The sequence below is a fragment of the Mesorhizobium sp. M7A.F.Ca.CA.004.06.1.1 genome, from assembly GCF_003999135.1.
Lineage (GTDB): Bacteria > Pseudomonadota > Alphaproteobacteria > Rhizobiales > Rhizobiaceae > Mesorhizobium.
In genome coordinates, this window is the sequence record NZ_RZPQ01001472.1 from 1 (window position 1) to 423 (window position 423).

Sequence of the window (423 nt, forward strand, 5' to 3'; positions counted from 1 at the left end):
GGCACGCCCAGCACGACGCCCGGCGTCACGCCTGGAACCGTCAGCAGCATGGCGCAGACCACCGAGCAGATGGCCATTAGCGAGCCGACGGAGAGATCGATGCCGCCGGTGATGATGACAGCCGTCATGCCAGTGGCGATCAGGCCGGTGGTCGACACCTGGCGCAGCACATCGAGCAGATTGCCGTAGGAGAGGAAGATGTTGTTGCCCTTCGAGCTCATCGGCGAGCCCAGGACACCGATCAGGAAGATGGCGATCAGGCCCCAATAGAGCTTGGTCCGGGACAGGAGTTTCAAAACGGTCATGCGGCTGGTCTCGATATGGTCCGGCGCGGGGCGGCGAGGCGCATGATGGCCTCCTCACTGGCCGCGTCGCGGGCAAGGATGCCTGTCTGGCTGGCATCGGCCATCACCAGGATGGGGT

The 423-nt window shown here is 64.5% G+C and carries 1 pseudogene; it reads right to left on the bottom strand.

What is annotated here, in order from left to right:
• Window positions 1–305, bottom strand: a pseudogene (locus EN906_RS36995) (ABC transporter permease); the annotation flags it as partial.
• Between the last annotated feature and the right edge of the window lie 118 nt (window positions 306–423).